Source organism: Pseudomonas gessardii (assembly GCF_001983165.1).
In the GTDB taxonomy this organism is placed as follows: Bacteria; Pseudomonadota; Gammaproteobacteria; order Pseudomonadales; family Pseudomonadaceae; genus Aquipseudomonas; species Aquipseudomonas gessardii.
Genome location: NZ_MNPU01000026.1, coordinates 52,216 through 76,234, shown reverse-complemented (window position 1 = coordinate 76,234; position 24,019 = coordinate 52,216). Strand labels below are relative to the sequence as shown.

The window sequence follows — 24,019 nt, the reverse complement described above, 5'->3', positions numbered from 1 at the left end:
AACGGGCGACTTGAGCACTTACGAGGTACCGCCTTGGGCTTTAGAAATTTAACCAATTACATAGCCAGGTGCTTGCTGAAGTCAGGAGGGTTTAGAAATCAGCTACACCCTTAAATGCGAAGAGCCCGTTTTGCCATCTCGATAAGTTCTACCAAGGACTTGGCCTTGAGTTTTTGCATCAATCGTTTTTTATAAGTGCTGACAGTTTTGTTGCTGAGAAACATGCCTTTGGCAATTTCCTTGTTTGTACGGCCTTGCGCAAAAAGTTGTAGGACCATAAGTTCTCGGTCGTTGACTGACTTGAAAAGATTCAATTCTTCGTTCTCGCCAGACTCGGCACCCGTGGTATTCAATGCCTGACTTGGAAAATAGTTGTAACCTGAAAGTACAGCTCTGATAGCACTTAGCAGCTCACTTAGATCACCTTCTTTGCAGACATAACCGTCGGCGCCCGAACGCATGCAGCGTGTGGCAAAAAGTGTTGGAGACTGGGCTGTCAAAATCAGGGTTTTCATCGGCGTGCTCATTGCATTGAACCTGCAGAGGACCTCCAGCCCGTCGAGTTTTGGAATGCTGATATCAAGTATTATTAGGTCTGGAAGACATTCGCGGACCATTTGTATTGCATCACAACCGTTATCTGTTTCACCGACTACTTTGTAACCTTCATGTTCCAGTAACATTCTGATTGCAAGTCGAATAACCGGATGGTCGTCAATAATAAAGACTGTATTCATGAGCCAATTCCATACTAGTGCAAATAAGCGCGCACATTAGCTCAGAAGGTAGGGCAGGAGCATGAAGGGAAGGCTGAGTAGGTATAAAACAGGAAAATTCCTACGATCAAAAAGGTGTTGGACTACGACGTGCTAAGGCTTTGTTGGCCATGTTGTAAGAGTTTCTTGGATGAAAGATTTTAAAGTTGTGCGGTGTTGTTTTTAAGTTGGATGATGGCGATATTTCATTGGGGTGCGTGTTTAATGTCCTACATTGAAATTTAAGAAATACCTAGGCAATTAATGGAGTGTTGGTGCAGTGAGGCACTTCAGGCTTCCCGGATGGTTTTTGGTCAAGTACATGGCAGTACTCTTAGTCGTGGGTAAGCCCTGATTGGCTGATCAACTCAATCCAGGCTTCTTTGTTCAAGGGCTTAGCCAAGTATCCCAGCAGACGCAAGTCGCGTTTTATTGCCAGGGTTTTCAGATATTCCAGTTCGAGGGCGGGTAGTCCACTTAGCAATACCGCACTTTTGACAAAGCCTGCATGGCTGGCTATCTCCACCAGCTCCAACCCGGTGAGATCGGGCAGGCATTGATCACATAACATGACATCAAAAGGGACCTCAGTTGTTCTCATCAACTTGATCGCCTGCTCGGCATTTTCGGCTGGTGTCAGTTGGGTGAAGCCGAAACTCTTGAGCAGGCTCTGAATGGCCAGGAGTTGAAACGGGTGATCTTCCACCAACAGGATGCGCAATTGTCGTTCGGGCATAGGAAGTTCCGTGGACGTAGCTGCAGCCGGAACATGCCAGCCAGTACCAGTGACGATTTGCCCAGTGAACCAGGCGCTGGGCGATCGAAGGTTTGCGTGAATGTAGGAACTGATCGCTGGGGTGGATCAGAGAGGAGTGATTATTCATCGGGTGTTGGGGCGAATTCGATCAGTCCGCTCTGGTGCCTGCGTAGGTCAATTCTTTGAGGCAAGCACCCAGGCAGAAAAACCTGCCTGGGTCACGGGTCACTGAGGGTGTGAACGCCCGGTCATCTCGCGGGCCATTTCGCTGGCGTAGCTATCGGTCATGCCGGCGATGAAGTCGATCATGCGCAAGAACGAACGGTGCAGTGACCAATCAGGATGGGGCGCGCTATTGCCCAGCAAATCCAGGACGCGCCGATTCTTGAAGGATGGGGTGCGGCCGCCATGTTGTTCCAGGGCTGCGCCACAGAAGGTGTTCAGGAGGATCTCCAGGGTGGTGTAGGCGCCGATCTCATGCAGGGTCTTGCGTTTGTCCTGGAAGATTTTCTTGCGCGCCATGTCCTTGGCATTCAGTACACAGCGTTTGGCCGGGCCATGCATATGCTCCACCAGATCCCCTGGCAAGGTCCCGGCCAGCAGCGCTGATTGTTGCTCGACGAACGCCCGCGCGGCGGCGTTTGTCAGGTGCTCTATCGCCTTGCCGCGCAGAATCGCGAGTTTGCGTCGCCTGGAGTCCAGGGGCCCCAGTTGCCGGTAGGTTTCCGGCAGGTCATCGCCTACCAGGTTCAACAGCAATGATTCGACCTCGGCGTACTCCAGCAAGTCCATTTCCAGGCCATCTTCAAGATCGATCAGGGCGTAGCAGATATCGTCGGCCGCTTCCATCAAGTAAACCAGAGGGTGGCGCGCCCAGCGTTGTTCCTCAAGTTGAGGCAGACCCAGTTTCTGGGCGATCTGCTCAAGGATCGGCAGCTCGCTCTGGTAGCAGCCGAACTTGTGTTTCTTGTAGCCCAGGGAGTCGGCATGGCGGGCGGTCCATGGGTACTTCAGGTAAGTACCCAGGGTGGCGTAGGTCAGGCGCGTGCCGCCGTCGAACTGGTGGTATTCCAATTGCGTCAGCACACGGAACCCTTGCGCATTGCCTTCGAAATTGAGGAAGTCATTGCGCTCGGCACTGCTCATGTCATCCAGCCAGCCGCGGCCTGCGGCCTGCTGGAACCAGTGGCGAATCGCGTCTTCACCGGAATGGCCGAACGGTGGGTTACCGATGTCGTGGGCCAGGCAGGCCGATTGCACGACCATCCCTAGGTCACTGGGGTCGCACCAGTCGGGCAGGGCACTACGGATGGTCTCGCCGACGCGCATACCCAGGGAGCGTCCGACGCAACTGACCTCCAGCGAGTGTGTCAGTCGGGTGTGGATATGATCGTTGCTGGTCACCGGGTGGACCTGGGTCTTGCGGCCCAGGCGACGAAAGGCCCCGGAGAAGATGATCCGGTCATGGTCTTTGTGAAATGGGCTGCGACCCAGCTCTTCCGGGCTGTGCAGGGGTTTTCCAAGGCGTTCGCGGGTAAGCAGGGTAGGCCAATCCAAGGCGAGGGCTCTCCGTGGGATGAATGTCGACCCCCAGCTTCCCGGTTCGGCGTGCCCGGAGCAAGCGAAAAACTACAGGTCGGCGGCGTCAATATCGATTAACAGCAAGCGCTGACCGTTATCGAAGAATTGTCCTGCTGTCAGGCAGTATTGATTGGTTGTGGCATCGCGGTAGGTGGTGGAGAGAATCACGCGGCGTTCTTCCCAGCCCTCGGCCAGCAGGTGATAGAAATAGGGGCGCCATGACCAGTTGTGGCCCAGGTAGCGGCCGTCCGCTTGCCAGGCATTCTGACGCCACTCGAAGTTGGGAGTCAGTTGGGTGCCGTGGCGATCGCACTGATAGAACCGCAGCAGCCTGGGGAAACCCGGCAACCATGGCAGTTGATTCAGTGGCTCCTGGGCCAGTACCCAGCCTTGCAGGATCTGCATCAACTCGATCAGTTGCTGGCGCAGCAGCATGATTCGCCCGCGCTCTGCCAGTTTCTGCTGCACATATGCCTGGCGCAGCACGGCGAAACGCGGGACGAAGGCATCGGCTGCGAACCAGTTCAGTTGCGCCTGGGCAAACAGGTAGCCTTGGACATAACGCGCGCCACATTCAAGGGCAAAGTTCAGTTGCGCTTCGGTTTCCACACCTTCGGCAATGATCCAGCACCCGGTTTTTTCCGCCATTTGGGCCAGGGCGCGCACCACTTCACTGCTTGGGCCTCCCAGGGCCGCGGCCTGGAACAGGCGCATATCCAGCTTGAGGATATCCGGGCGCAAGGCCAGGACCCGATCCAGTTGCGAATACCCGGCACCAAAATCATCAATGGCAATCCGTGCACCGGCCTGACGGTAGCGTGCGACGACCTCGGCCAGGCGCTGGCTGTCACCTCCCAGTTCGGTGATCTCAAACACAATGCGTTTTGGATCGATGTCATGGGCCTGTAACTGTTTCAGGCTGGGCAGCGGTTGGCCCGGTCGCAGCAGGGTGATCCAGCGGGGGGAGATATTGAGGCTCAGGAACCAGTCTTCAGGCGCTTCATGCAGGCGGCTCAGGGCATTGTCGCGGATCTTGCGGTCCAGGCGGCGCAACGCCGAGGTAGGCGTACGGGCATCGGCGAACAACGGGCCGACCGACAGCAATTGCCCGTCTGTCTGTTGCAGGCGGCCCAGTGCTTCCACTCCGGCAATACGGCCGGTGGCGGTGTCGATAAATGGTTGGAAAAAGGCGAGCGGTTGCCCGTCAATCACAGAGCCTCCTTAGGATGCTTCGGTATGAAAAAGGCCCGGCCCCTACAGAGAGGGCACCGGGCCTGATCCATTTGCAAGAATGCAGCCAGTTGCGTCAGGGCTTGCGGGCGGCACCCTGCATGGCGAGCTTGATCAAGGGGATCAGCCCTGCACCGAGTCGTACCAGACGGGTCATGGTGCCGATTCCGCCACCCTTGGCGCCTTTACCGGTGAAAAACCCCAGCAGGGTCACCGCCGCGACGCCCCACAGCGGCGCATGCTTGATACCGAACCCGTCCTGCCAGCTCTGGCCCATGTTGCGCACCTTTTGCAGGGGCAGCAGCAATTGCTGGGATTCGTGGCGAATTTCCTGGCGGTGCATTTCCATGCGCAGGCGAATCAACGCCTTGCGCATTTCCCGCCGGGAGTTGGTTTGCGGCAGTTCAGTCAGGCTCATGGCAGCAGGCGCTCCCGGTCGTTGGCCAGCTCTTCGAGGGTGGCGTGGAAAGGCGTGGACTCATCGAATACCGCGGCCTTCAAGCGCAGCCCGCAGAACGCTGCGGCGAGTACATAAAACACGCATAGGCTGATGATCCCGGTCAGGCGATAGGTATCCCAGACCAGGATCATGACCAGCGCCGATAACCCCACCAGCAGCAGCAGGGCAAACACCAGCGCCAGGCCGGCAAACAGCAGCAGGCTGACAGTGCGTGCCTTCTGTTCCTGCAACTCGATGCCGAACAGCTCGACATGGCTGTGCAGCAAGCCCAGGACAGCCGCGCCGAGGCGCCGCGAGGTGGAGCTTGGGCCCGTGGACGAGCCGGTTTCGCCGTTAGACATGATTAGCGCCTTGTAGCCAACAGGCCGATCAGAAAGCCCACGCCGGCCGCGATACCCACGGACTGCCAAGGGTTGGCCTGTACGTAGTCTTCGGTGGCGGTGACTGCCGCCTTGCCGCGTTCGCGCAAGGAGTCTTCAGTCAACTTCAGGGTTTCCCGGGCTTGCAGCAGGCTGTCGTGGATTTTCGAACGTAGCTCATCAGCCTGGTCACCGGCCAGAATCGCGGTGTCGTCCAGCAGCTTTTCGGTATCGCTGACCAGGGTCTGGAAATCTTCCATCAGTATTTCTTGAGCAGTCTTTGCCGTTTTTCTGGCCATGGTTAACTCCGTGAGTGGCTGTCTGATGCTTTTGCAGGGTTTTGGTTGAGAGTCGCCGGTATCGGTGAAGGTTCACTGCAATTGTCTGGTACAGCTTTTGCTTTGCCTTGGTGCGCGAGCCGCAAGGCTTGCGCGCAATGTGGGCGGTTTCGGCAAAAGCCTTGAAAAACCTTACCCTAAATCACTAAAACCCGTGGAAAAACCCACAAGTCACTGCTTTCTTCATCTGTCGTCGCGCCAAAGCGGTTCAAACCCTCTCAAGAAGGGTGGAACGTGTGGTGCCAATTTAGTGCGCGACCGTTGGCAATGAACTGCTTTGGTGCTTTTTCCTGAACTGCAGGCCTGCCAATTCCCATGGAAAATGTGCAAAGCGCGGTGGACACTCTGGTCCACAGCTCCAATACGCTGTTTATTCTGATCGGCGCGGTAATGGTCCTGGCGATGCATGCCGGTTTCGCGTTTCTGGAAGTCGGTACGGTGCGACAGAAGAACCAGGTCAACGCGCTGTCGAAAATCCTCAGTGATTTTGCGGTCTCGACCCTGGCCTATTTCTTTATAGGCTATTGGATCTCCTATGGGGTCAGCTTTATGCAGCCGGCCGCAGTGCTCAGTGCTGACCATGGCTATGGCCTGGTGAAGTTCTTTTTCCTGCTGACCTTCGCGGCAGCCATCCCGGCGATCATCTCCGGAGGCATTGCCGAGCGTGCACGCTTTGCTCCACAGCTGTGCGCCACGGCGTTGATCGTGGCGTTCATCTACCCGTTTTTCGAGGGCATGGTGTGGAACGGCAACTTCGGTCTGCAAGCCTGGTTGCTGGCGACCTTTGGCGCGACGTTCCATGACTTTGCCGGTTCCGTAGTGGTCCACGCCATGGGCGGGTGGCTGGCGTTGGCTGCGGTGCTGCTGCTGGGCCCGCGCCAGGGACGATATCGCGATGGACGCCTGGTGGCGTTCGCGCCTTCGAGCATCCCGTTCCTGGCGCTGGGCTCGTGGATATTGATCGTCGGCTGGTTCGGTTTCAACGTGATGAGTGCGCAGACCCTTTCCGGCGTGAGCGGGCTGGTGGCGGTCAACTCGCTGATGGCGATGGTGGGCGGTACCGTGGCGGCGCTGGTGATCGGGCGTAATGACCCGGGCTTCTTGCACAATGGTCCGTTGGCCGGGTTGGTGGCGATTTGCGCCGGTTCCGACCTGATGCACCCGGTGGGGGCATTGATCACCGGCGTGGTGGCCGGTGGCTTGTTCGTCTGGTGCTTTATCGCCGCCCAGGCGCGTTGGAAGATCGATGATGTGCTGGGTGTCTGGCCGCTGCATGGCTTGTGCGGTGTGTGGGGCGGGATTGCCTGCGGGATCTTCGGGCAGAGCGCCTTGGGTGGGCTGGGCGGTGTGAGCCTGATCAGCCAGTTGATCGGTACCGCCCTGGGGGTGCTGGTGGCCCTGGCTGGCGGGTTGCTGGTGTATGGCGTGCTCAAGCGCATCTGCGGCCTGCGCTTGAGTCAGGAAGAGGAGTACTACGGCGCGGACTTGTCGATCCATAAAATTGGTGCGGTCAGTCAGGATTGATCGGCGCTTGCCGGCTGTCGTCGGTGTGCTGGTAGAAACCGTGAAGCAAGCGGTAACGGTTGCGCCGCACTTCGTCGACCCGCTCGCGCACTTGCTGGTCAGGCTGGCCGAGCATGATCAGCGCGTGTGACGCGAGCATCAGGCTCGACTCCAGCAACTCGGGCACCACCTCGCTGGCGCCGGCAGCTTTCAGTTCGGTCAGTTGGCTGTCGTCGCGGGTGCGTACCAGGATCGGCACCTTGTGGTTGATCCGCCGCGCTTCCTTGAGCACCACCAGTGCTACATCCGCATTGTCCACGGCAATCACTACCAGGCGCGCGCGCTCCAGGCCGACCGCGCTGAGCAGGGCGCCGCGTCGGCAATCGCCATAATGCACGCTGCTGTCCTCGGTGGCGGCTTCCTGTACGCGCTCGGGGTCATCGTCCAGGGCAATGAACGCCTGTTGTTCACGGCGCAGGAAACGCCCGATGGATTGACCAACGCGGCCATAGCCGCAGATCAGCACGTGCCCGCGCAGTTCGGCGTTGAGCGCGGTGATTGCTTCCAGTTGTACTTGCTGGTTGGGCTTGCGATGCAGGCGCAGCGCGATAGCGGGCGCGGCCCGCAGCAACAGGGGCGTCAGCAGCATGGAGCAGAATGTCGCCGCCAGCAGCAGGCTGCTGATTTTGCCTGGCAGCATATTGCTCAATTGCATCTGCGCCATCAATGCAAAGCAGAATTCACCCCCCTGGGCCAGGGCCAGGCCACTGCGCCAGGCGGTTTCGCTGTCGCTGCCGCGCAGCTTGACCAGCACGGCTACGACGCAGCCCTTGATCAGCATCAGCGCCAGGGTCAACCCGAGGATCTGCAGGCTGTGACTGATGAACAGCTGCAGGTCGATCAGCATACCGATGCTGACAAAAAACAGTCCCAGCAGGATGTCGCGAAACGGCCGGATATCCGCTTCAATCTGGTGCCGGTAATGACTTTCCCCCAGCAGCATGCCCGCCAGGAATGCGCCGAGGGCTGGCGACAGGCCCAGCAGGTGCGTCAGCCAGGCCGTGAGCAGCACGATCACCAGGGCCAGCAGCACGAACAGTTCCGCCGAATGTGAGGCGGCCACTTCGTGAAACAGGCGTGGCAACAGCCAGCGGCTGGCGAGCAGCAGGCCGAGAAACAACACCACGGTCTTGCCCAGGGTCAGGGGCAGCGCCCAGTACCAGGCTTGTTCGCTGCTACCGGCGAACACCGGGACCAGGGTCAGCAACAGTACCGCGACCACGTCCTGGAACAGCAGCACGCCAATCGCATTCTGCCCATGACTGCTGAAAATCTCCCCCAGGCTGGTCAACTCCTTGCTCACAATGGCGGTCGATGACAGGGCCAGCCCGGCCCCTAGCAACAACGCGGCCACCGGCGACATGCCTATCAACAGCAGCAACCCGCCCAGCAATACCGAGCAGCACAGTACTTGCAGGCTACCCAGGCCAAACACCACCCGGCGCAGGGTGAGCATCTTTGACAGGGAAAACTCCAGGCCCAGGGAAAACAGCAGGAATACCACCCCCAGTTCGGCGAGGTCTGGCAGGTCTTCGCTGTCATTGACCCAGTCCAGGGCTGTTGGCCCAACGGCCAGGCCCACGCACAGGTAGCCGAGCACCGGCGGCAGCTGCAGCCGGCGAAACAGCGCAATGACCACCAGGGATGAGGCAAGAATGATCAGCAGGTTGGCAAACACAGACATCTCCGTCGGGGTGTTGCGGGAAAAAAGCCGCGAGAATCGCTGAATCAGTTATAGGCCATGGTGATCTGGATCAGGTGTTTGTCGCGACTTGGCGAGGTTTTTCCGACGGCCTAGAATGAACGCCTGTTTTCTATCGGGTCTGTTCATCATGCCTCCTGAATGCCAGCTGTTCGGCACCTTGGCCTGCCACCTTTGCGAGCTTGCCGAAGAAGAAATCATGCCGTTGGTCGAACACGGACTGTTGGTTGAGCTGATGGATATCAGTGAATCCGAAACCCTGTTCGAAGCCTATGGCCTAAGGATTCCGGTACTGCGCCGGGTAGATACCGGGGCGGAACTGGATTGGCCTTTCGACACTGAGCAAGTGGTTGCCTTTCTACGTTAGCGCTAATCCCATGGCAGGTTGCTGATTATTCGGTTACTGTATGTTTGTACAGCGATTGAGTGAGAGGGAACACCCGTGGTGAATGTTGAACAATTGAAAAGCAGCGTCAACCGCATGTCCGTCGATATCGTGCGCGATGCTGTGAATGAACTGCGGCTCGATGGCCTGGTCACGGAAGGCAAGACGCCGTTCAACAAAGTGCATTTCAATACCTGCTTTGCCGAAATCGAGGCGCTGTTCCAGCGCGCCGGTTATCACAAGCAACTGGATGTAGTGGGTTACCAGGGTTTGCTGTATGCGCTCTATGACCCTGGCCGCTGGGAGGCGGTGGATGTACTGCGCTGGCTCAAGGAGTTCACCGAGGCGGCCAGTGCCTCGCCGGTACTGCGGGCCGAGTTGGTCAAGGCTTGAGGATTTGCGGGATAATGCCCCCTTGGTTTTTCAAGTCTTGAGTGTGTGCATGTCCGATACCGGTTTTTCCGCGGCCCAGAACCAAGCCAGTACGTTGTACTTGCCACCTGGCTCCTGGGTGACGGTGCTCGATTGCCTGTGCGGGCACTTTCGCGCTATCGGCCGCGAGCAGTGGCTGGACCGTATCGCCCGTGGTCGGGTGCTGGATGGCAATGGCCAGCCTATCGGTGTGGACCTGGCCTACAAGGAAGGCCTGCGCATCCACTACTTTCGCGAAGTGCCGGATGAAAAGCCGATCCCGGTGCAGGAGACCATCCTGTACGCCGATGAGCACCTGGTGGTGGCCGACAAACCGCATTTCCTGCCCGTTACTCCCGCCGGCGAATACGTCGAGCAGACGCTGCTGCGTCGCTTGATCCGCCGCCTGGACAACCCGTCACTGGTACCGCTGCATCGGATCGATCGCCATACCGCTGGGCTGGTGCTGTTCTCTGCCAACCCGCAAAGTCGCTCGACGTATCAGCAACTGTTCCCCACCCGCCAGATCGATAAATTCTACGAAGCTATTGCACCGGCCTTGCCTGCGCTGACATTTCCGTTAGTCCACAAGAGCCGCCTGGTCGATGGCGAACCGTTTTTCCGCATGCAGGAAGGGCCCGGTGTGAGCAACACGGAAACGGCAGTGCAGGTGCGCGAAAAGAACGGTGACCTGTGGCGCTATGGCCTGTTTCCGGTGACGGGCAAGAAGCATCAACTGCGCGTGCATATGACGGCGCTGGGCGCGAGTATCTGCAATGACCCGTTTTACCCCCAGGTTATCAAGGATGCCGTGGATGACTACGCCAACCCGCTCAAGTTGCTGGCCCAGGGCGTACGGTTTATCGACCCGGTGACGGGCGAGGAGCGCAGTTTCAGCAGCAGGATCAAGCTTGAGTGGTGATGTTTGCCACACGCCAGATACAACAAAGCCCGCGCTTTTGAGCGGGCTTTGTTGTATCTGGCGTTAAGACTTACAGGTCTTTAACGGTGCGAACCTGATCCTTGTTGATGCGGGTGCGCTTGCCATCCAGTTGTTCGAATTCGTAGAAGCCCGAATCCTGATCGAATTTAGGGGTATCGACAGCCTGGATTTCGCGACCGTCATTCAGGGTGATCACTGTTGGCGAGGCGCAACCGGCGAGGGTAGCAAGGCCCAGTGCAAGCATGAGAGCGGCGATGGTCCGTTGGGTCATGAGTCTTCTCCGAGAGTAATGCTGTATTGAGTTCTGACCTTGTGACGTGTGCAACGTCGGCAAAGTTCCTTGTCTAGCGCTCATTCTGACACGCCAGGGCGTGGGTGCAACAACTCTGGCGTATTGAGGTTGGCCAGGCGCGGGTCGTTTTCTGCGCAATCGAGAGCCTGTGCCCCCAGTTTCAGCAGGATCTGGCGCGGGCTGCGCTCTGCGGCCAGCCAGGCGTTTTCTACCGCCTCGCGCAGATGCGTCGGTATGACGCAGAGCAAAGGTTCCCAGAACGCGCCGTGGCGGATCATCACCGGCACCAGTGGGTGTTGCCGTGCGGTTTCGAGCAGGTCGACCAGCAGTTGCCCATCGATGTGCGGCACATCACAGGGCAATATCAGTAAGTGCTCATGGCGTGCGGCGGCCAGCCCGGCGCGGATGCCGGCCAAGGGACCGGGGAAGTCTGCACTGTCGTCGTTCACCAACTGGTCGCCATAGGGGGCGTACTGCGCCTGATTGCGGTTGCAGGAGATGATCAGGTCGTCGGTCAACGGCCGCACCAACTGGTGCAGATGGGCAATCAGCGGTTGCCCGTGCCAGTCGAGCAGGCCCTTGTCCAGCCCGCCCATGCGCTGGCCGCGACCGCCGGCCAACAACAGGATCGAGCAGGGCAGGGGCGAAGAATTGAATGGCATGACGGCTCCGCAGGGGCAGCGAAATAGGGGGCTGTGATATAACATCGGGCTGTTCCTTCGACAACCGGACCGAGCCATGAAAGCCAAGGCTGATGCGCCTTTCGTACCTCTGAACATCGCTGTACTGACCGTCAGCGACACCCGTACCCTGGAAACCGACACCTCCGGGCAGGTCTTTGTCGACCGCCTGCTCGCGGCGGGTCATCGCCTGGCCGAACGGGTACTGCTCAAAGATGACCTCTACAAAATCCGTGCGCAAGTGGCGCACTGGATCGCCGAGGATGTGGTGCAAGTGGTACTGATCACCGGCGGCACCGGCTTCACTGGTCGCGACAGCACCCCGGAAGCCGTCAGTTGCTTGCTGGACAAGCAAGTGGACGGGTTTGGCGAGCTGTTCCGGCAGATATCGGTCGCCGATATCGGCACCTCCACCGTACAGTCCCGCGCCTTGGCCGGCCTGGCCAATGGCACCCTGGTGTGCTGCCTGCCGGGCTCCACCAATGCGGTGCGTACCGGTTGGGACGGGATCCTCGCCGAACAGTTGGATGCGCGCCATCGCCCGTGCAATTTCGTGCCGCACCTCAAGCTCGCCGAACCGTGTGAATCTCGTGGATAAGCCCGGTAAAACCGGTGCGTTGATGCCCGTGGAAGAGGCCCTTGAGCGGCTGTTGAGCATGGCTGAGGCTGCGCCGATCCGTGAGCAGGAACACCTGCCCTTGGCCGAGTGCGACGGGCGCGTGCTGGCCGAGGCGCTGGTGTCCACCCTCGACCTGCCGCCCTGGCCCAACAGTGCCATGGATGGCTACGCCTTGCGCACCGCCGATTGGGCGGGGGAACCGCTGGTAGTGAGCCAGCGCATCTTCGCCGGCCAGGCCTCTGAGCCCTTGGCGCCAGGTACCTGTGCGCGGATTTTCACCGGCGCCCCGCTACCCGAAGGGGCCGACTGCGTGGAAATGCAGGAAAACGCCGAGGTGCAGCCCGATCAGCGCGTGAGCTTTACCCAGGCGCTGCACCCAGGGCAAAACATCCGCCCCAAAGGCCAGGAGACGACTGTCGGTGAAGAAGTCCTGGCTGCCGGCACGCGTCTGGGGCCGATTGAACTGGGCCTGGCAGCCTCCTTGGGGCGCGACCGACTGCCTGTGGTGCGCCGCGTGCGTGTGGCGGTGTTGTCGACGGGCGACGAGTTGATCGAGCCGGGCCTGCCGTTGGGGCCGGGGCAGATCTACAACAGTAACCGCCGAGTGTTGTGCAGTTGGTTGCAACGCCTGGGCTGCGAGGTGATCGACGCCGGTATCTTGCCCGATGACCTGGAGTTGACCCGTACCCGCCTGGGCACACTGAGGGCGGTGGACTTGATTCTGTCTACCGGCGGTGTCTCGGTGGGGGAGGCCGACTTCCTCGGTATCGCTCTACGCGAGGAGGGTGAGTTGGCCTTGTGGAAGCTGGCGATCAAGCCTGGTAAACCGCTGACATTCGGCCATTTTCGCGGTGTGCCGGTGATCGGTCTGCCGGGGAATCCGGCGTCCACCCTGGTCACGTTCGCCCTGCTGGCACGGCCCTACCTGCTGCGCCGCCAGGGTGTCGAAGCGGTGCAGCCCCTGCGTTTCGAGGTGCCGGTGGGATTCGTCTGGGCCAAACCGGGCAATCGTCGCGAATACCTGCGCGGGCGCCTTGAGCAAGGGCGGGCGGTGATCTACCAGAACCAGAGTTCCGGTGTCTTGCGCAGTGCCGCCTGGGCCGAGGGTTTGGTAGAAGTCCTGGAAGGCACCACATTGGCCATCGGTGACCGGGTTAACTTCATTCCCCTGAGTGAACTGCTGGGCTGAAAAATTAATTGACAGCCCAATGGCTTTTTTCCGCTTGCCGAAGGTCAACATCCCTCAGGTCCCCTGCAACGATAGGAGCTTCACTCCATGAGCACACCCAAGGCACTGCTGATTCTGCACGGCAAGCAAGCCCTCAATGAAGACGTGCGGGCGGCAGTGCAAGGCAAGCGTGAGCAGGGCTGGGAGCTGGCAGTTCGCGTCACCTGGGAGGGCGGCGATGCCCAGCGCCTGGTGGATGAGGCCCTGGAGGCTGGTTACACACGCTTGATCGCGGGTGGCGGCGACGGCACGTTGCGCGATGTGGCCGAGGCCATGGCCCGCGCCAAGACTGACGCCAGCCTGGTGCTAATGCCCCTGGGCACCGCCAATGACTTCGCCCGTGCGGCCGGTGTGCCGCTGGAGCCGCACCTGGCCCTGGAACTGCTGGACGTTGCGCCGCACGCCATTGACCTGGGGGAAGTGGGCGGGCAGGTTTTCCTCAACATGGCTACCGGCGGCTTTGGCAGCCAGGTCACGGCCAACACCTCCGAGGACCTGAAAAAGGTGCTGGGCGGCGCGGCCTATCTGTTTACCGGCCTGTCGCGTTTCAGCGAGTTGCGGGCGGCCTACGGGGAACTGGTGGGGCCGGACTTTCATTGGCGCGGTGAGTTGCTGGCGCTGGGGATCGGCAACGGTCGCCAGGCCGGTGGCGGGCATGAACTGTGTCCGGGCGCGCTGGCCGATGATGGCTTGCTGGATATCAGCATTCTGCCGGCACCGCAGGAAGTGGTCGGCACCTTGCGCAGCCTGATGACCGACGGCTGGGGCCTGGACAACCTGTTTGTGCGGGCACGCCTGCCGTGGGTGGAAATCAAGGTGGCCGAAGGGCTGGATATCAACCTCGATGGCGAACCGCTCAAAGGCAATGATCTGCACTTTCGTGCCTTGCCCAAGGCCTTGCAGGTGCACTTGCCGCTGGACTCACCGTTGCTGGCTAATCGTCCAGGCTGATGATCTGCTCGCGCACGGCAAACAGCACCAGGCCGGCGACATCGAAAATCTGCAGGCGCTTCATGATTTGCGAGCGGTGAGCTTCCACGGTCTTGATGCTCAGGCCCAGGCCGTGGGCAATTTCCCGGGTGGACTTACCGCGCACGATCAGGCGCAGGATTTCCAATTGGCGTGCGGTCAGGTTGTGGCGCTGCACCGGCTGCGTGGTTTGCGACTGGCTGTGGATCAAGGCCTGGTTGATCACCGTGTGCGCGATGGCCGGGCTCAGGTAGCGCTCGTTATTGCGCAGGGCCAGCAACGCATGCTCCAGCTCGTTGGCGGTGGTGTCCTTGAGCAGGTAGCCGTGGGCGCCTGACTCCAGGGCACGCATGATCAACTGCGGGTCGGTGTGCATCGAGAGGATCAGCACTTTGCTCTTGGGGTAGGCGTGCTTGAGTTGCTGCAACGCATCCAGGCCGCTGGTGTGTTTCATCGACAGGTCCAGCAGGACGATATCGGGCTGCAAGGCAGTAAATTGTGCCAGCACCTGCGCGCCATCATTGGCTTCGCCGATCACGGCGTAGCCGGGGATATCGAGGATCAGCGCACGCACGCCGGCCCGGATCAGTGCGTGGTCATCCACCAGGAGTAAATTGCAGGTCACTCTAAAACCTTAGGCGTACTGGCCCGTTCGAGGGCGCGGGGCGCCCAGGGGAAAAGCGCCTCGATCCGTGTCCCGAAGCCGGGTTGGCTCTTGACGGACAACGTGCCTCCCAGTTGATCAATGCGCTCGGACATGCCCGCCATGCCTCGTTGCCCCTCCAGGCCGGGGTCGGTAGCGGGCGAGAATCCCTGGCCGTCATCACTGATAAACAGCGACAACCCCTGGGGCAGGCGTTGCAGGCGCACCAGCAGGTTGCGTGCCTGGGCATGGCGCAGCATGTTGGTCACGGCCTCCTGGGTGATACGAAAGGCCGCCACCGCCATCTCTTCCGGAATTCCGGCCAGGCGTTGCTGGCATTCCAGGCTCCAGTGCACAGGGGTGTTTTCCAGGGTCTTGAGCAGGTGCGCGCGCAGGCTTGCTTCCAGGCCCAGGCTGGCCAACTGCCGGGGGTTGAGAATGGCCGAGACGTCGCGCACCTTGGCCAGGGTTTCGTTGAGGGTGTTACACAGCACATTGCACTGCTCCTGCAACTCTGCCGGCAGGCGACGCTGGAGCCAGTCACATTGCAGCTTGGCGGCAGTCAGCAGTTGACCGATATCGTCATGCAGTTCGCGGCTAAGGCGATGACGCTCGTTTTCCTGGACTTGCAACAGGCGGTCTGCCAATTCCTGGGGTTGAAACTTGATGGACTTGCGCGAGCGCCAACGCTGCAGGCCAACGGCGGCCAGGATGGCGAGGTTGAGCAGTAGCAGGAGTATCGGCAGCGGAGCCTGGTGGGCATATACCCACAGGCTGACAAGGGTCGCGCACAGGCACAGGCCAAGCGTGATCCAGCGGGTACTGCTTCGGGATCCGAACCTGGCGATGAGTGACTTGGGGCTGGTGTACATAGCAGATGGAGCCGATGGGTGTTCGCTGCGGGTAGACCGGTCACGACCGCTGACTGGGCTCTGTTTGAAAAGCATATTGAGTCTGATAAGAGTTCGAAGGCGTTCTCGGGGTTTTTACAGCATGCCGGTCAGCCACTTCGAGCGCGGCAATAGTAGCATCAACAATTACCGCTGGTCGCCTGGAACGGTGCTTAGTTCAACGGTGGCTAGTTGTATTATTAATCTTGTCTTGCATCGTTATTACCAATGCTGGCTCATTGATAGTTGGCTGGCTAAATACCTGCTCGGGCACTAGTTGGGCACCCACTGGCATGCCCGGATTAACCGCGAGGCCTGTTCAGGAGGCGTGGGGCATGGATTGGCGATAGGCGCTGCCAATGTCCTTCTGTGGGATCTGCCGGGCGACGGTTTCAATCAGCGTGGTTTGTTCCGCTTCATCCAGGCTGAGCTTGCCGGTCTTGAAATCGATCAATTCCAATTGCCAGGCCAGTAATGTCAGGCAGTCATGCAGGGCTGAGAGCGCCGCATCATGCAGTTGCACCGGGTTTTGGGCATTGCTGATCAGGGCCTGGATATGCCGCGAAAAATTGCCGATGACTTCCAGCGCCATGGCGTCGGCTTTCTCGGCCAGCCGGGTCAGGCTGTTTTTCATGCAGTCGATGGCATCGTTGTCGTTGCGGATCAAATGCAGGTGGCTCAAGCATTCCTCCGACTTGGCCAGCAGCATTTCGGCCTCCAGAAGGAACTCGGGAAGTGCATCTTGCCACTCTTTACCGTCGTTCATCATGAAAGTCTCCACAACATACGGTCAGATAGTGAGATGTAGTACTGGCGTAATAGCTGCAAACTAGCGCCGAAATATGACCGAAATCTGTAGTTCGTTTCTGATTTTTTAGTAGTACTTTTATTTGACTGATGAGCGTCGTGACTGCTGGCGCTGCTTGCAGTAGAAACATCCAGAGGCATTCGCATCACTTCGATTGCCCAGGTGTTAATGCCTGGAAGGCCCTTGGGCCGTGGGCTTGCGATAGCAAACAAAAGCCTGACTCCATTCATGCAATGAGAATGGCGTCACATTAATGGCTATTGGATATCGCGAATATCAGGTTGGACCCGATTGTGACTAGGGGAATCCCCTATGGCGTGGAACCTCGTGGTGTTTTGAGGGTCACGCGTGGCTGACGGGCTGGCAGTGAGATGACTTCAGTAAAGCATGATGTCAGTGTGACATCAATGCATTTGCGTGGCATTTTAGCGGGGTCAAGGTCTGGCACTGTTTGCCGATAACCTCTTCCAGTAAGCAGCAAATCTTTCAGCGCACCCCAGGAGTCTTCAATGGCCGGCATTCTCGACACGGTAGATCAACGCACGCAATTGGTGGGTGAGAATCGCCTGGAGATCCTCATGTTTCGCCTGGCAGGGCGCCAGCTGTTCGCGATCAACGTGTTCAAGGTGCAGGAAGTCCTGCAATTGCCCAAGCTGACGCTGATGCCCCAGCGCCACCCGTTTGTCTGCGGCGTGGTCAACCTGCGCGGCCAGACCTTGCCGGTGATCGACCTGTCCCAGGCCATCGGCATGCGCCCGCTGGTGCCGGGGCCTAACAGCACCATTATCGTTACCGAGTACAACCGTTCGGTACAGGCCTTCCTGGTGGGCGGCGTCGACCGTATCGTCAACATGACCTGGGAGTCGATCCTGCCGCCGCCGGCCAGCGCCGGGCGCCAGCACTACCTCACGGCGATCAGCAAGGTGGATGAGCAGTTGGTCGAGATCATCGACGTGGAAAAAGTCCTTGCCGAGATCGTGCCCTACAACGCCAAGGTCTCCCGGGAAAAGCTCGAAGACCCGGTGCTCGAACGGGCCCGTGGCCGCGAAGTGCTGTTGGTAGATGACTCCAATGTGGCCTTGTCGCAACTGCGCGACACCCTGGGGCAACTGGGGGTCAAGATGCATATCGCCAGTGACGGCCTCAAGGCGTTGAACATGCTCAAGGCGTGGGCGGACAGCGGTGTGGTGATGACCGACAAACTGTTGATGATCTTCACCGATGCCGAAATGCCCGAGATGGACGGTTACCGCCTGACTACCGAGATCCGCAACGACCCGCGCCTGCGCGGTCTCTATGTGGTGCTGCACACCTCGTTGTCTGGCAGTTTCAACGACTCGATGGTGAAGAAGGTCGGTTGCGACAACTTCCTCTCCAAGTTCCAGCCCGACAAACTGGTGGACGTGGTGCGCCAGCGCCTGATGCTGGATGAAGTCCCGGCCTGATCCCCTGCCGGGGCCTACAGGTGATGGTGGCCTCGAATGCCAGCGGATATTTTGATTCTGCCAGCGGCCTCGTATAGGGTGACGTTTTTGCTCACAGGAACCCAGGCTCATGCTTCGTCTCAGTGCGTTGTATCGGTACCCCTTGAAGTCAGGCAAGGCAGAAACCTTGGCGCATATCGGCCTGGATAAACTCGGGCTGGACGGGGATCGACGCTGGATGTTGGTGGATGAGGCCAGCGGGCGTTTCCTGACCCAGCGGGCGGTGGCGCAGATGAGCCAGCTGTCGGCACTCTGGAATGCCAGCGGTGGCCTGACCTTGAGCGGGGCCGGCCGGCCCACCCTGGAGGTGGCGTTGCCCGGCGCTGACGCCGAGTTGCGTGGTGTCACCATTTGGCGCGACACCTTGCGGGTTCCCGATGCCGGCGATGAAGCGGCACGCTGGGTCAGCGACTTTATCGGCAAACCGACCCGGCTGGTACAGGTGCCCCTGGAGCGCGCGCGTACCACGGCGGCTGGTTACGGCAAGGATGATGACCAGGTTGCGTTCGCTGACGGTTTTCCGTTGTTGCTGATTGGCCAGGCGTCCCTCGACGATCTGTCGCAGCGTATCGGTCGGCCCATGGAAATGCTGCGCTTTCGCCCCAACCTGGTGATTGAAGGCAGCGAGGCCTTTGCCGAGGATGGCTGGAAGCGTATCCGCATTGGCGATGTGGAGTTGCGGGTGGTCAAGTCCTGTTCCCGTTGCATTCTCACCACCATCGACCCGGCAACCGGTGAGCGCAGTGCTGACCGTCAGCCGCTGGCAACCTTGGAAACCTACCGTAAAGAGCCCGATGGCGTGATGTTCGGCCAGAACCTGGTCAATGACGGGGTTGGCCGCCTGGAAGTCGGCATGCCGGTGACGATCCTGGAGTAAACCAGGCTTCACAAAAAATGCCCGTCTCACAGAGACGGGCATTTTTTTGCGCGGGGTAAAGGCTTAGCCGCGGTATTCGCACAGGTAGGCAGTGTCCACGGCCACCTTGAGCTGGAACTTGCTGTCGGCAGGCACATTGAACTGGCTGCCGGCGGCGAAGGTTTCCCAGGCATCGCTACCTGGCAACTTGACGCTCAACGCGCCCGAGACCACGTGCATGATTTCCCGCTGGGCCGTGCCGAATTCGTATTCACCCGGTGCCATGACGCCGATGGTCGCCGGGCCTTCCGGGGTACCGAAAGCGATCGACTTGACGGTGCCGTCGAAGTACTCATTGACTTTGAACATGGGTGAATCCTCGAAAAAAGGGGCAAGAAAGGCCGGCCAGTATGCCTTCTACACGGGCAAAATCAACGGCAGCAAGCGTGCCGTGTTACGCGCATCTTCCAGTGCCCGGTGTTGCTGGCCGTTGAACTGCATGCCCGCCAGTTGCAACGCGCCATTGAGCCCCAGCGGCTTGTCCAGGCGCCGGGCCTTGGCGAAGCGTTGTTTGAGGTTCACATGGCGTGTCTGGCCAAGCACACTGGCCAAGCCATGGCGCTGCCACTCCAGCTCCAGTTGCTGGCGATCGTAGTCGCCCCAACTGGCCCAGCCTTCCAGGCGCGAATGATGCTGGCCCAGCCAGCGTTCGAACAGCGGCCAGACCTCGGTCAACGGCGCAGCGCTGTCGATATTGGCCTGGCTGATGTGCGTCAACTGGCGACAGAACGGCGTCAACAGCGGGCGGCGCAACGGCCGCACGAAACGCTGGAAGTGATCCAGTTCGCGGCCTTGACGGTTGACCAGGCTCACGCCGATTTCGATGATTTCCATCTCCGACACGGGCCAGCCGCCTTCATCCGTTGTGGCTTCAAGATCAATAATCAGCCAATGAGGCATCGCAGGTTCCCGTACTCATCCCTTTCTGATGGGGATAGAGCGTAGCCAAGCCTGGTAGTTCCGCCCAGGGCTACTCGATCTGCAGCAATACCTGGCGATTGCGCACCTGATCGCCTGCGGTGACGTGAATGGCCTTGACCACACCGTCGATGCCCGCCTTGAGCGGGTGCTCCATTTTCATGGCTTCGAGCACCAGCAGCAGTTGGCCTTTGCTCACCCTATCGCCTTCGCGCACCTGCGCCAGAATGATGGCCCCGTCCATCGGCGCCTTGACCGTACCGTTGCTGGCTGGCGTTTCACGACTGGCCACGGTTTGTGTCTGATTGCTCACGCACAGGCTGTTGCCGGCGTGCAACAGCCAGAGCTGGGTGCCTTGCAGGTGATAGGCAACCCGTCGCCGAACGCCATTGATGTCCAGGCTGGCCCAACGCCCGTCGCTGTGGCGGATGTGTATATCGATGTTGGCGACTTGCACATGATCGTCCGCCAATAGCCGCACGCTGACCTCGTGACGGTGTTCATCGATGCCCAGGCGGCAGGTCCAGGGCACGTTGGCGTTGTTGCGCCAGCCCGCCAGGGCCGGGCGATGCACTGCCGAGCTGTGCCGATAGAACAGGGCGGCGGCCAGTGCCAGCGCTTCTTCGCTGATGGCGGGGCGGGCAATATCGCTGAAGTGTTCGGCGATAAACCCGGTGCTGAAATCTGCCGCGACAAACTGTGGATGCTGGAGCAGGTCCGCCAGTAACCGCTGATTGCTGGGAACCCCCAGCAACACGCAGTCCTGCACCGCGCGCAGCAGCTTGCGCCGCGCCTCTTCGCGAGTGGCGCCATGGGCGATGATCTTGCCCAGCATTGGGTCATAGAACGGGCTGATGTGCTGCGGGGCCTGCAAGCCATGGTCGACCCTGACGCCGGCCGCCGGCTCCCAGCGCAGTACCTCGCCGGTTTGTGGCAAGAAACCCTGGGCCGGGTCCTCGGCGTACAGTCGCACCTCCATGGCATGGCCGGTCAGCGTCACCTGCTCCTGGCGCAACGGCAGGGGTAGGCCGGCGGCGATTTGCAGTTGCCAATCCACCAGGTCCAGGCCGGTGATCAGTTCGGTAACCGGGTGTTCCACCTGCAGGCGGGTGTTCATTTCCAGGAAATAGAACTGCCCGTTCTGGTCCAGCAGGAATTCCACGGTGCCAGCACCGACATACTCCACCGCGCGCCCAGCCTTGAGCGCCGCCTCGCCCATGGCCTGGCGCAGCTCGGCGGTCATGACCGGGCAGGGCGCTTCTTCGATGACCTTCTGATGGCGGCGCTGCACCGAGCAATCACGCTCGCCCAGGTAGATCAGGTTGCCGTGGGCGTCGCCGAACAGCTGGATTTCCACATGGCGTGGCGCAATCAACGCCTGCTCCAGAATCAGCTCGTTGCTGCCAAACGCGTTCAGGGCTTCGGAGCGTGCGGTGTGCAACTGTTCTAGTAGTTGCGCAGGCGTATGCACCAGGCGCATGCCGCGTCCGCCGCCGCCAGCACTGGCCTTGATCATCAGCGGGTAGCCGATGCGTTCGGCCTCGTTTTGCAGGGTGGCGTCGTCTTGTGCGCTGCCCTGATAGCCGGCAATGCACGGCACACCCGCGGCGAGCATGGCGATTTTCGACAGGCGCTTGCTGCCCATTAGTTCGATGGCGTGGGCGCTGGGGCCGATGAATACCAGGCCGGCGGCGATGCAGGCCTTGGCGAACTCGGGGTTTTCCGACAGAAAGCCATAACCGGGGTGGACCGCATCGGCGCCGGTGAGGCGCGCGGCGTCGAGGATCGCCGGGATGTTCAAGTAGGACTGCTGCACCGGGGCTGGGCCGATGTTGACGGCTTCGTCGGCCATGTGGACGTGCAGGGCGTTGGCGTCGGCCTCGCTATAGACTGCCACGGTGCGGTAGCCCTGGGCCTGGGCGGTGCGCTGGATCCGGCAGGCGATTTCGCCGCGGTTGGCGATCAGTATTTTATTGAAGCTGGGCATGTTCGGTCCCTGTTTGATTGGTTGCGCAGGTGTTGGCTTATGTGGGAGCTGGCTTGCCTGCGATTGCATCACCTCGGTATCCCTGACAGACCGAGGTGCCCGCATCGCAGGCAAGCCAGCTCCCACAGGGGATGTGGCGTTTTCAAGATCAACTCACCCACCTGGCCTTGCGCTTCTCGACAAACGCCCGTGTTCCCTCAATGCCTTCTTCCCCGGTCACTGCTTCGGCAAACCAATCGGCAGCCTGATCCAGCAGCAGTTCCAATGGCTGATCCAGGCTCTGGAGCAACAACGCCTTGGTCCGGGCATTGGCACGCGGCGCACAACGCAACACCTGGCCCAACACCTCATCCAGGCGCTGCGCCAACCCCTGGGGATCATGCTCGACAAAATGCACCACCCCCAGGCGCTGCGCCTCGACCCCGTCAAACTGCGCCGCCGTCAACGCCAGGCGCCGGGCCTGGGTCAGGCCGATACGCTGCACCACAAAGGGTGCGATCTGTGCCGGCAGCACGCCGAGGCTGGTTTCCGGCAAGCCGAACTGCGCCTGGTGATCGGCAATCGCAATGTCGCTAACGCACGCCAGGCCAAAACCACCTCCCAACACCGCACCCTGCAACACCACGATCACCACCTGCGGCAATGCCTGGACCTCTTGCAGCAGCGCACCAAACACCCGGTTCAGATCTCGCAAGCCCTCGCGGCTGCTCGCACGGCTCATGTCCTTTACATCACCGCCGGCACAGAAATGCCCACCGGCGCCGCTGATCACCAATGCCCGCACCTGCTCGTTACGCGCGACATCCGCCAGCACCGTGCGCAGCTCGCTGACCATCTGCACACTCATGGCATTGCGGCTCTGCGGGCGATTGAGGGTGACATGCAGCACGCCGTTGTGCGGCTCCAGCATCAGCGTCTCGCAGGCATTCACGACTTTTTACCCGGCAGCGTGCCCATCAGTTTGCAGATGATCCCCAGCATGATTTCGTCGGCACCGCCGCCAATCGATACCAGGCGCACATCGCGATAGGCGCGGGCCACCGGGTTGTCCCACATAAAACCCATGCCGCCCCAGTATTGCAGGCAACTGTCGCTGACTTCACGGCCCAGGCGCCCGGCCTTGAGCTTGGCCATCGAGGCCAGCCGCGTCACGTCCTGGCCCTTGATGTATTGCTCGGTGGCCTGGTAGACCAGCGCACGCAGGCATTCGATCTCGGTGGACAGTTCGGCCAGGCGGAAGTGGATCACCTGGTTGTCGATCAAGGCCTTGCCGAAGGTCTGGCGCTCCTTGCAGTAGGCGATGGTGCTGTCGATGCACGATTCCAGGCCCTTGATCATATTGGCTGCGCCAAACAGCCGTTCCTCCTGGAATTGCAGCATCTGCATCATGAACCCCGCGCCTTCATGGCCGATGCGGTTGCGCTGGGGGATGCGCACATCATCGAAAAACACCTGGGCAGTTTCCGAGCTGTGCATGCCGAGCTTTTCCAGGGGCGGGCTGACGCTGATACCGGGGGTGTTCATCGGCACCATGATCAGTGACTTGTTGATATGGGGCTTGCCGTCCGAGGTGTTGGCCAGCAGGCAGATAAAATCGGCACTGGGGGAGTTGGTGATCCACATCTTGCTGCCGTTGATCACATAGTCGTCGCCATCCTTGCGCGCGTGGGTTTTCAAGCCCGCCACGTCGGAGCCGGCGCCGGTTTCCGAGACGCCGATGCAGCCCACTTGTTCGCCGCTGATGGCCGGGCGCAGGAATTCCTCGCGCAACTCATCGGAGCCAAAACGTGCGAGGGCCGGGGTACACATATCGGTCTGCACGCCGATGGACATCGGGATACCGCCGCAGTGGATGGTGCCGAACTCTTCGGCGGCGACTATGGAGTAGCTGTAGTCCAGGCCCATGCCGCCGAACTTCTCGGGCTTGGAGATGCCCAGCAGGCCGAGGTCACCGGCCTTGCGGAAAATCTCGTGGATCGGGAAGCGCCCGGCTTTTTCCCATGCGTCGACATGGGGGTTGATCTCGCGGTCGACAAAAGCCCGTATGGTACGACGCAGCTCTTCGTGTTCCTGGGTGAAGATCATTTTTATTGTTCTCCTG

At 60.1% G+C, this 24,019-nt stretch carries 26 protein-coding genes and 1 pseudogene; 9 read left to right on the top strand and 18 right to left on the bottom strand.

Annotated elements, in window-relative coordinates; genetic code table 11:
- Positions 1 to 110: 110 nt before the first annotated feature.
- The 7 genes from BLL38_RS18270 to BLL38_RS18240 form a co-directional block, all read right to left on the bottom strand.
- Positions 111 to 737 (bottom strand): response regulator transcription factor, encoded by a 627-nt coding sequence (locus BLL38_RS18270; RefSeq protein ID WP_076963802.1) that lies wholly within the window; start codon positions 735 to 737, stop codon positions 111 to 113.
- A 352-nt stretch (positions 738 to 1,089) separates the two neighbouring features.
- Positions 1,090 to 1,491: a response regulator transcription factor gene (locus tag BLL38_RS18265; RefSeq protein ID WP_076963801.1), complete on the bottom strand. Its 402-nt coding sequence runs from the start codon at positions 1,489 to 1,491 to the stop codon at positions 1,090 to 1,092.
- A gap of 246 nt (positions 1,492 to 1,737) precedes the next feature.
- The gene (locus BLL38_RS18260; protein WP_076963800.1) at positions 1,738 to 3,069 is read right to left on the bottom strand and encodes a deoxyguanosinetriphosphate triphosphohydrolase; all 1,332 of its coding nucleotides are present in this window, start codon (positions 3,067 to 3,069) and stop codon (positions 1,738 to 1,740) included.
- Between the two features lie 72 nt (positions 3,070 to 3,141).
- Positions 3,142 to 4,305, bottom strand: a complete 1,164-nt coding sequence (locus BLL38_RS18255) for an EAL domain-containing protein (protein WP_076963799.1) — start codon at positions 4,303 to 4,305, stop codon at positions 3,142 to 3,144.
- 94 nt (positions 4,306 to 4,399) lie between these two features.
- Complete coding sequence (locus BLL38_RS18250; protein WP_076963798.1) at positions 4,400 to 4,741, bottom strand: hypothetical protein; 342 nt, start codon at positions 4,739 to 4,741, stop codon at positions 4,400 to 4,402.
- Positions 4,738 to 5,124, bottom strand: coding sequence for a phage holin family protein (locus tag BLL38_RS18245; protein WP_032862786.1), 387 nt, complete (start codon positions 5,122 to 5,124; stop codon positions 4,738 to 4,740). The genes BLL38_RS18250 and BLL38_RS18245 overlap by 4 nt, the downstream gene beginning before the upstream one ends.
- 2 nt (positions 5,125 to 5,126) lie before the next feature.
- Positions 5,127 to 5,441, bottom strand: coding sequence for an ElaB/YgaM/YqjD family protein (locus BLL38_RS18240; RefSeq protein ID WP_029298079.1), 315 nt, complete (start codon positions 5,439 to 5,441; stop codon positions 5,127 to 5,129).
- Positions 5,442 to 5,795: 354 nt separating this feature from the next.
- On the opposite strand from BLL38_RS18240, the gene BLL38_RS18235 reads away from it, so the two are divergent.
- Positions 5,796 to 7,004 carry an ammonium transporter gene (locus tag BLL38_RS18235; RefSeq protein ID WP_076963797.1) on the top strand — a complete coding sequence of 403 codons (1,209 nt, stop codon included), beginning with the start codon at positions 5,796 to 5,798 and terminating at the stop codon, positions 7,002 to 7,004.
- Here BLL38_RS18235 and BLL38_RS18230 read toward each other — a convergent pair.
- Positions 6,991 to 8,727 (bottom strand): cation:proton antiporter, encoded by a 1,737-nt coding sequence (locus BLL38_RS18230; protein ID WP_154220576.1) that lies wholly within the window; start codon positions 8,725 to 8,727, stop codon positions 6,991 to 6,993. The two genes, BLL38_RS18235 and BLL38_RS18230, sit on opposite strands and share 14 nt — an antisense overlap.
- 148 nt (positions 8,728 to 8,875) lie before the next feature.
- Between BLL38_RS18230 and BLL38_RS18225 the strand changes: the two genes are divergently transcribed.
- The 3 genes from BLL38_RS18225 (at position 8,876) to BLL38_RS18215 (ending at position 10,463) form a co-directional block, all read left to right on the top strand.
- Positions 8,876 to 9,112: a glutaredoxin family protein gene (locus tag BLL38_RS18225; protein ID WP_032862783.1), complete on the top strand. Its 237-nt coding sequence runs from the start codon at positions 8,876 to 8,878 to the stop codon at positions 9,110 to 9,112.
- Positions 9,113 to 9,187: 75 nt separating this feature from the next.
- A complete protein-coding gene (locus tag BLL38_RS18220; RefSeq protein WP_032862791.1) occupies positions 9,188 to 9,523 on the top strand; it encodes a hypothetical protein in 336 nt (111 codons plus the stop codon).
- Positions 9,524 to 9,572: 49 nt separating this feature from the next.
- Positions 9,573 to 10,463 (top strand): pseudouridine synthase, encoded by an 891-nt coding sequence (locus tag BLL38_RS18215; RefSeq protein WP_076963796.1) that lies wholly within the window; start codon positions 9,573 to 9,575, stop codon positions 10,461 to 10,463.
- Positions 10,464 to 10,533: 70 nt separating this feature from the next.
- On the opposite strand, the gene BLL38_RS18210 is transcribed toward BLL38_RS18215, so the two are convergent.
- Both BLL38_RS18210 and mobA read right to left on the bottom strand, forming a co-directional pair.
- A complete protein-coding gene (locus BLL38_RS18210) occupies positions 10,534 to 10,755 on the bottom strand; it encodes a YgdI/YgdR family lipoprotein (protein WP_029298091.1) in 222 nt (73 codons plus the stop codon).
- An 80-nt stretch (positions 10,756 to 10,835) separates the two neighbouring features.
- The gene (gene mobA, locus BLL38_RS18205) at positions 10,836 to 11,438 is read right to left on the bottom strand and encodes a molybdenum cofactor guanylyltransferase MobA (protein ID WP_076963795.1); all 603 of its coding nucleotides are present in this window, start codon (positions 11,436 to 11,438) and stop codon (positions 10,836 to 10,838) included.
- 76 nt (positions 11,439 to 11,514) lie between these two features.
- Here mobA and moaB point away from each other — a divergent pair, with 76 nt between their 5' ends.
- The 3 genes and pseudogenes from moaB to yegS all read left to right on the top strand — a co-directional run.
- Complete coding sequence (gene moaB, locus BLL38_RS18200) at positions 11,515 to 12,054, top strand: molybdenum cofactor biosynthesis protein B (protein ID WP_029298095.1); 540 nt, start codon at positions 11,515 to 11,517, stop codon at positions 12,052 to 12,054.
- Entirely contained in the window at positions 12,038 to 13,264 is a 1,227-nt protein-coding gene (locus BLL38_RS18195; protein ID WP_090412751.1) for a molybdopterin molybdotransferase MoeA, read from the top strand. The genes moaB and BLL38_RS18195 overlap by 17 nt, the downstream gene beginning before the upstream one ends.
- An 87-nt stretch (positions 13,265 to 13,351) precedes the next feature.
- A pseudogene (gene yegS, locus BLL38_RS18190) lies at positions 13,352 to 14,276 on the top strand (lipid kinase YegS); the annotation flags it as partial.
- Here the strand turns inward: yegS and BLL38_RS18185 are convergent.
- The 3 genes from BLL38_RS18185 to BLL38_RS18175 all read right to left on the bottom strand — a co-directional run bounded on the left by BLL38_RS18185 (position 14,238) and on the right by BLL38_RS18175 (position 16,571).
- Complete coding sequence (locus BLL38_RS18185; RefSeq protein ID WP_032862776.1) at positions 14,238 to 14,897, bottom strand: response regulator transcription factor; 660 nt, start codon at positions 14,895 to 14,897, stop codon at positions 14,238 to 14,240. The pseudogene yegS and the gene BLL38_RS18185 overlap by 39 nt on opposite strands.
- A complete protein-coding gene (locus BLL38_RS18180; RefSeq protein ID WP_076963793.1) occupies positions 14,894 to 15,787 on the bottom strand; it encodes a sensor histidine kinase in 894 nt (297 codons plus the stop codon). The genes BLL38_RS18185 and BLL38_RS18180 overlap by 4 nt, the downstream gene beginning before the upstream one ends.
- Positions 15,788 to 16,124: 337 nt before the next feature.
- A complete protein-coding gene (locus BLL38_RS18175; RefSeq protein ID WP_076963804.1) occupies positions 16,125 to 16,571 on the bottom strand; it encodes a hypothetical protein in 447 nt (148 codons plus the stop codon).
- 551 nt (positions 16,572 to 17,122) lie between these two features.
- On the opposite strand from BLL38_RS18175, the gene BLL38_RS18170 reads away from it, so the two are divergent.
- Positions 17,123 to 18,058, top strand: coding sequence for a chemotaxis protein CheV (locus BLL38_RS18170; RefSeq protein ID WP_032862773.1), 936 nt, complete (start codon positions 17,123 to 17,125; stop codon positions 18,056 to 18,058).
- A gap of 109 nt (positions 18,059 to 18,167) precedes the next feature.
- A complete protein-coding gene (locus BLL38_RS18165) occupies positions 18,168 to 18,974 on the top strand; it encodes an MOSC domain-containing protein (RefSeq protein ID WP_076963792.1) in 807 nt (268 codons plus the stop codon).
- Positions 18,975 to 19,037: 63 nt separating this feature from the next.
- On the opposite strand, the gene ppnP is transcribed toward BLL38_RS18165, so the two are convergent.
- The 5 genes from ppnP to atuD all read right to left on the bottom strand — a co-directional run bounded on the left by ppnP (position 19,038) and on the right by atuD (position 24,003).
- Positions 19,038 to 19,322: a pyrimidine/purine nucleoside phosphorylase gene (gene ppnP, locus BLL38_RS18160; RefSeq protein ID WP_076963791.1), complete on the bottom strand. Its 285-nt coding sequence runs from the start codon at positions 19,320 to 19,322 to the stop codon at positions 19,038 to 19,040.
- Positions 19,323 to 19,370: 48 nt separating this feature from the next.
- Positions 19,371 to 19,913, bottom strand: a complete 543-nt coding sequence (locus tag BLL38_RS18155; protein WP_032862770.1) for a 3'-5' exonuclease — start codon at positions 19,911 to 19,913, stop codon at positions 19,371 to 19,373.
- 70 nt (positions 19,914 to 19,983) lie between these two features.
- A complete protein-coding gene (locus BLL38_RS18150; RefSeq protein ID WP_076963790.1) occupies positions 19,984 to 21,918 on the bottom strand; it encodes an acetyl/propionyl/methylcrotonyl-CoA carboxylase subunit alpha in 1,935 nt (644 codons plus the stop codon).
- Between the two features lie 148 nt (positions 21,919 to 22,066).
- A complete protein-coding gene (locus BLL38_RS18145; protein ID WP_076963803.1) occupies positions 22,067 to 22,828 on the bottom strand; it encodes an enoyl-CoA hydratase/isomerase family protein in 762 nt (253 codons plus the stop codon).
- Positions 22,829 to 22,845: 17 nt separating this feature from the next.
- Positions 22,846 to 24,003 carry a citronellyl-CoA dehydrogenase gene (atuD, locus tag BLL38_RS18140; protein WP_032862768.1) on the bottom strand — a complete coding sequence of 386 codons (1,158 nt, stop codon included), beginning with the start codon at positions 24,001 to 24,003 and terminating at the stop codon, positions 22,846 to 22,848.
- Positions 24,004 to 24,019 lie beyond the last annotated feature (16 nt).

Excerpts from the sequence above, each read along its gene's own strand:
- BLL38_RS18270 (WP_076963802.1), bottom strand. The coding sequence starts at position 737 with ATGAATACAGTCTTTATTATTGACGACCATCCGGTTATTCGACTTGCA.
- BLL38_RS18265 (WP_076963801.1), bottom strand. The coding sequence starts at position 1,491 with ATGCCCGAACGACAATTGCGCATCCTGTTGGTGGAAGATCACCCGTTT.
- BLL38_RS18250 (WP_076963798.1), bottom strand. The coding sequence starts at position 4,741 with ATGAGCCTGACTGAACTGCCGCAAACCAACTCCCGGCGGGAAATGCGC.
- BLL38_RS18245 (WP_032862786.1), bottom strand. The coding sequence starts at position 5,124 with ATGTCTAACGGCGAAACCGGCTCGTCCACGGGCCCAAGCTCCACCTCG.
- BLL38_RS18240 (WP_029298079.1), bottom strand. The coding sequence starts at position 5,441 with ATGGCCAGAAAAACGGCAAAGACTGCTCAAGAAATACTGATGGAAGAT.
- BLL38_RS18235 (WP_076963797.1), top strand. The coding sequence starts at position 5,796 with ATGGAAAATGTGCAAAGCGCGGTGGACACTCTGGTCCACAGCTCCAAT.
- BLL38_RS18230 (WP_154220576.1), bottom strand. The coding sequence starts at position 8,727 with ATGTCTGTGTTTGCCAACCTGCTGATCATTCTTGCCTCATCCCTGGTG.
- BLL38_RS18225 (WP_032862783.1), top strand. The coding sequence starts at position 8,876 with ATGCCTCCTGAATGCCAGCTGTTCGGCACCTTGGCCTGCCACCTTTGC.
- BLL38_RS18215 (WP_076963796.1), top strand. The coding sequence starts at position 9,573 with ATGTCCGATACCGGTTTTTCCGCGGCCCAGAACCAAGCCAGTACGTTG.
- BLL38_RS18210 (WP_029298091.1), bottom strand. The coding sequence starts at position 10,755 with ATGACCCAACGGACCATCGCCGCTCTCATGCTTGCACTGGGCCTTGCT.
- mobA (WP_076963795.1), bottom strand. The coding sequence starts at position 11,438 with ATGCCATTCAATTCTTCGCCCCTGCCCTGCTCGATCCTGTTGTTGGCC.
- moaB (WP_029298095.1), top strand. The coding sequence starts at position 11,515 with ATGAAAGCCAAGGCTGATGCGCCTTTCGTACCTCTGAACATCGCTGTA.
- BLL38_RS18180 (WP_076963793.1), bottom strand. The coding sequence starts at position 15,787 with ATGTACACCAGCCCCAAGTCACTCATCGCCAGGTTCGGATCCCGAAGC.
- BLL38_RS18175 (WP_076963804.1), bottom strand. The coding sequence starts at position 16,571 with ATGAACGACGGTAAAGAGTGGCAAGATGCACTTCCCGAGTTCCTTCTG.
- BLL38_RS18170 (WP_032862773.1), top strand. The coding sequence starts at position 17,123 with ATGGCCGGCATTCTCGACACGGTAGATCAACGCACGCAATTGGTGGGT.
- BLL38_RS18165 (WP_076963792.1), top strand. The coding sequence starts at position 18,168 with ATGCTTCGTCTCAGTGCGTTGTATCGGTACCCCTTGAAGTCAGGCAAG.
- ppnP (WP_076963791.1), bottom strand. The coding sequence starts at position 19,322 with ATGTTCAAAGTCAATGAGTACTTCGACGGCACCGTCAAGTCGATCGCT.
- BLL38_RS18155 (WP_032862770.1), bottom strand. The coding sequence starts at position 19,913 with ATGCCTCATTGGCTGATTATTGATCTTGAAGCCACAACGGATGAAGGC.
- BLL38_RS18150 (WP_076963790.1), bottom strand. The coding sequence starts at position 21,918 with ATGCCCAGCTTCAATAAAATACTGATCGCCAACCGCGGCGAAATCGCC.
- BLL38_RS18145 (WP_076963803.1), bottom strand. The coding sequence starts at position 22,828 with ATGCTGGAGCCGCACAACGGCGTGCTGCATGTCACCCTCAATCGCCCG.
- atuD (WP_032862768.1), bottom strand. The coding sequence starts at position 24,003 with ATGATCTTCACCCAGGAACACGAAGAGCTGCGTCGTACCATACGGGCT.